The 4,556-nt window shown below is 72.1% G+C and carries 3 protein-coding genes; 1 reads left to right on the top strand and 2 read right to left on the bottom strand.

Annotated elements, in window-relative coordinates; all coding sequences use genetic code 11:
• Together ACFUEL_RS35640 and ACFUEL_RS35635 are read right to left on the bottom strand one after the other, a co-directional pair.
• Positions 1-483: ABC transporter ATP-binding protein (locus ACFUEL_RS35640; protein ID WP_380241721.1), on the bottom strand; the 483-nt coding region annotated here is incomplete at its 3' end.
• Between the two features lie 259 nt (positions 484-742).
• On the bottom strand, positions 743-3,931 hold the full coding sequence (locus ACFUEL_RS35635) for a M28 family peptidase (protein ID WP_380241719.1): 3,189 nt from the start codon (positions 3,929-3,931) through the stop codon (positions 743-745).
• A 289-nt stretch (positions 3,932-4,220) separates the two neighbouring features.
• Here ACFUEL_RS35635 and ACFUEL_RS35630 point away from each other — a divergent pair.
• The coding region (locus tag ACFUEL_RS35630; RefSeq protein WP_380241717.1) for a helix-turn-helix domain-containing protein at positions 4,221-4,556 on the top strand (336 nt) is incomplete at its 3' end.

Here is a 4,556-nt window from a genome sequence, read left to right as displayed (position 1 = left end):
GTGCACCAGGGCGCGGGCGACCGCGGCGCGCTGCGCCTGCCCGCCGGAGACCAGGGCGGGACGGCGGTCGGCGAGGTGGTCGATGCCCAGCCGGGCCATCAGCTCCAGCACGGGCCCGCGGGCCCGCCGCCCCCGCACCCCGGCCAGCACCAGCGGCAGCGCGACGTTCTCGGCGAGCGTCAACTCCGGTACCAGGTCGCCGAACTGGAAGACGAAGCCGAAACTGCGGGCGCGCACGGCGGACAGCTCCCGGTCGGACCGCGCGGCCAGGTCGCGGCCCTCGAACAGCACCCGCCCGCCGGTGGGGCGCAGCACCCCGGCCAGGCAGTGCAGCAGCGAGGACTTGCCGGAGCCGCTGGGCCCGGTGACCGCGGTGACGGTGCCGGCCTCCACCGCGACGTCCACCCCGTGCAGCGCGGGCAGCGTCCCGTAGCGCAGCACCACCCCCTCGGCCCGCAGCAGTGCCCCGTCGTGGTGCGACACGGACGACCCTCCCCGTCGGACGGCCGGAGACCCCCGCTCCGGACGGCGGTCATCGTACGTGCACCACGGGTGTGCGCGGCGTAAGGCCCGCACGGGCGGGAAGCGGGCGGGGAGCGGGAGTGGTTCGGGGGGGGTCGGGGGGGAACCGCCGGTGTGCCGCCACCCGTCCCCCAACCGGTCGCGGCACACCCGCCGTACTGGTTACTGCCCACTGCGTCACTGCTCGGCGCTGTTGCCGCCGTTCACGTGCTCCCGGTGGCTACAGGCGCTGCCACAGGGCCGGGACGACGTCCGGCGTCCAGGTGCTCTGCGAGGTGTGGGCCTGCAGGCACCGGTAGCTGACGCCGCCGTAGGTGACCACGTCGCCCACGTTGTAGGACACGCCGGCGGCCCAGGTGCCGCCGCCGTTGCCGCCGCCGTTCACGACCAGGGTGTAGCTGCTGGTGTGGGTGGCGGAGGTGCCGGTGCCGGTGACCGTGACGGTGTAGGTACCGGCGGGGGTGGAGGAGGAGGTGGAGACCGTCATGCTCGCGCTGCCGCCGCTGGTGACGGAGGACGGGCTGAACGAGACGGTGGCGCCGGACGGGGCGCCGCTCGCGGTCAGCGAGACGCTCTGCGCGCTGCCGGAGCTGGTCGAGGTGGAGACCGTGGCGCTGGCCGCGGAACCCGCCTGGACGGTGCCGGTGGACGGGTTCACCGCGAGGGTGAAGTCGTTGTCCGGGGTGGTGGTGCCGCCGACCGAGGTCTTCCAGATCGCGTACGCCACGCCGTCGGCGTTCCGGTTCAGCACCGTCGCGTTGACGTTGGAGGTGGTGTCGCAGGAGGAGTGGTAGCAGGAGTCGTAGGACGCGTACGCGGTGCCGCCCCACTTGGTGGCCTGCGCGGGGGTCTTGGTGTCGCTGGCGCCCGCGGCGTAGCCCGAGGTCGGGATGCCGCCCTGCTGGAAGGAGTAGTCGTCGGAACGGCCCTGGCCCTCGACGTTCTCCTCCGGCTGGAGGTTCAGCGAGTCCCAGTACGCCTTCAGCGGCGCGGCGGTGGCCGAGTTGACGTTGTTGATGAAGTAGCCGGCGTTGGTGGAGCCGACCATGTCGAAGTTGTAGTAGCCCTTGATCGCCGAGCGCTGGGTCGAGGAGAGCTGGCCCACGTAGTACTGCGAGCCCTGCAGGCCCTGCTCCTCACCGGCCCACCAGGCGAACCGGACGTGCTTGGTCATGGTCGGGTTCTGCTGCGCCAGGACGAGCGCGTTCTCCAGCAGCACGGCCGAGCCGGAGCCGTTGTCGTTGATGCCCGGACCGGCCGAGACCGAGTCCAGGTGCGCGCCGAACATGGTGACCTGGTCGGACGGGCCGCCCGGCCAGTCGGCGATCAGGTTGTTGGAGGTGTAGGTGCACGAGGTGCAGGTCTGCTCGGTGACGGTGTAGCCCGCCGCCTGCAGCTTGCCCTTGACGTACGCGAGCGACTGGCTGTAGCCCGCGGTGCCCGCCCGGCGGTTGCCGCCGTTCTGCTGGGCGACGGTGTACAGCTGGCTCAGGTGCGCCTGCACGTTGGCCACGTTGATGTCCGGGGCCGAGCCGCCGGGGTTGCCCCCGCCGCTCACCGTCAGCTGGTACTGCGCGGTGTGGGTGGCCGGGCCGGTGCCGGTCACCGTCAGGGTGTAGGTGCCCGCCGGGGTGTTCGCGCCGACGTTGACGTTCAGCGTCGCCGAGCCGCCGGACTGCACGGTGGACGGCGAGACCGTCGCGCTGGTGCCGCTGGGGGCGCCGGTCACCGACAGCGAGACGTTAGCGGCCGAGCCGGTGACGACGGCGGTGGAGACCGTCGCGCTGGTCGAGCTGCCCGGCTGCACGGTGCCCGAGGACGGGTTCAGCGCCAGCGAGTAGTCGCTCGGGTTGCCGGCACAGGTCGGGTCGCCGGCCTGGGCCGGCACGCTGACGGCGTCCCAGGCGGCCTTGGTGCGGTTGAAGAGGTTGCAGGTCGAGTCGAGGTTCTTGGCCGCGGTCAGGGTCGCCGTCCGGTACTTCTTGTACGTCATGCCGCTGGTCTTGAGCAGCATGCCGCCGTAGAAGACCCGGCCCGCGTCCCGGATGCCGACGCCGGTGACGGACGAGGAGTTGCAGGTCGGGCTGGACGGCTTGCCGCCGCCCGGGTTGGAGCCCTCGGCCAGCAGGTAGAACCAGTGGTTCAGCGGGCCGGCCGCCGCGTGCTCCTCGGTGTTGGGGATCGAGGAGGAGTAGCAGTTCGGGTTGCCGGAGATCTGCGAGGGGTTGTACATCACCCGGATCGGGCCCTGCCCGACCAGGTTGATCATCTCGCCGACCGTGTAGTCCGGGTTGTCGTACGGGGCCGGCTCGTTGGCGTACGCCTCGGTCAGCGCGCCCATGATGTCGCCGGTGCCCTCGCCCAGGCCCGCCTCGTTGTTGGCGCCGCCTGGCGTGTACTGGTCGATGCCGTGGCCGAACTCGTGGCCCACCACGTCGATCGAGGAGATCCACTCGTTGGACTGGTTGTGGCCGATCGAGACCGACGAACCGTCCCAGTACGCGTTGACGTCGTTCAGGCCGACCTTCACCGGCCAGCTGCCGCCGTTGCCGTTGTGGCCGTTGCGGCCCAGCCAGTCCCGGAGCATGTCCCACTCCTTCTGCGCCGCGAACATCACGTCGGCGCAGCCGGTCTCCTTGGAGGTGGCACTCCCGTTGCCCCAGGAGTCGGAGGACTTCGAGAACACCTGGCCGGTCGAGTAGTCCGCACAGCTCAGGCCCGGACGGCTCGGGTCGCGCAGCGAGTACGAGCTGCCCGAACCGGTGGTGTTGATGGTCAGGCCCGCCGGGCCGTTGTACTTGCTGTTGATGGTGCCGGCCCGGACGTCGTCGTAGCTGTCCGCCACCTCGCCGGTGACCGCGTCCACGAACACGTGCAGGTGGCTGGGCCGCTCCCCGGTCGAACCGGTCAGCACCGACTCCCAGGCCAGCCGGGAGGTGCCGTCCTTGACCCGCACCACCAGGCGCGGCGCCTCGGCCGAGTCGACCTTCGCCAGCTTCGCGCGCGCCGCCCGCTCGGCCGCCGCCGCGCTCACCTTCGCCTTCGTCGGCACGCCGACCGGCCCGGACGCGGCGTTCTGCACGCCGCGGACCTTGCCCTGGCCGTCGGCGAGCACCACCGCGTCGCCGCCGACCACCGGCAGGCCCTTGTAACTGCGCTCGTACGAGACCGAGTACAGGCCGTTCAGGAACTGGGTGACGCTGCGGCGCTCGTAGCTCTCGTCCGGGCCCTTGGCCAGTGCGTCCAGCCCGGCCGACGCCGCCAGGTCGGCCGCGGAGACGGCGGCGGCCAGCGGGGTGGGGGCCGGAGTGGCGGGCGGAGGCGCGGCGTTCGCCTGTCCGGCGAAACCACCGAGCATGCCTCCCAGCACGGCCAGGGTGGTGCCGGCGGTCAGCAATCTGCGTTTCATCAGAGCTCCTCAGCTCCTCGGGTGTGGGGGTGCCCGGAACCCTCACACCGCCGCCATGGCCCGGTCAACGGAGCTGACAATCCCCGGCACGGGATGGCAAATACCGTCAAAGACATTGATCTAGAAGCGAATTGGCAGCCCGTCAGCAAGGGTCCGCAGGGCACCGGCACAGGGTCCGAGCAAGGGCGATGGCAAAGAAGAGGTACAGACCACGCCATGTACGAGGTGCGGTCGGGACGGGTACCGTCGCGGTACGGAAACAGGAACGGACCGGGGGAGGTGTCGGCGGATGCTGGGCGCACCCAACCCGGTCGAACTGCCGGACGGCGGCAGCTGGCAGGAATTCGGCGCCCTGCTGCGCCACTGGCGCCGCCACGCCGGCTGGACCCAGGCCCAACTCGGCACCGCCGTCGGCTACGACCACACCGCCGTCAGCCGCCTCGAGCACGGCGCCCGCCGCGCCACCCCCCGCCTGGTCCGGCAGATCGACGAACTGCTCGGCAGCGGCGGCGAACTCACCCGCAGCTACCACCGCGCCGAGAGCGCCGAGGGCGACCGCCCCCCCCCCCCCCCCCCCCACGAGGGCCCCCCCCCCCCCCCCGCCCCCCGCCCCCCCCGCCCCCCC

The sequence above is a fragment of the Kitasatospora sp. NPDC057198 genome, assembly GCF_042670125.1.
GTDB lineage: Bacteria > Actinomycetota > Actinomycetes > Streptomycetales > Streptomycetaceae > Kitasatospora.
The sequence above is the reverse complement of the archived record's forward strand: the minus strand, read 5'-3'. Positions and strand labels throughout refer to the sequence as shown.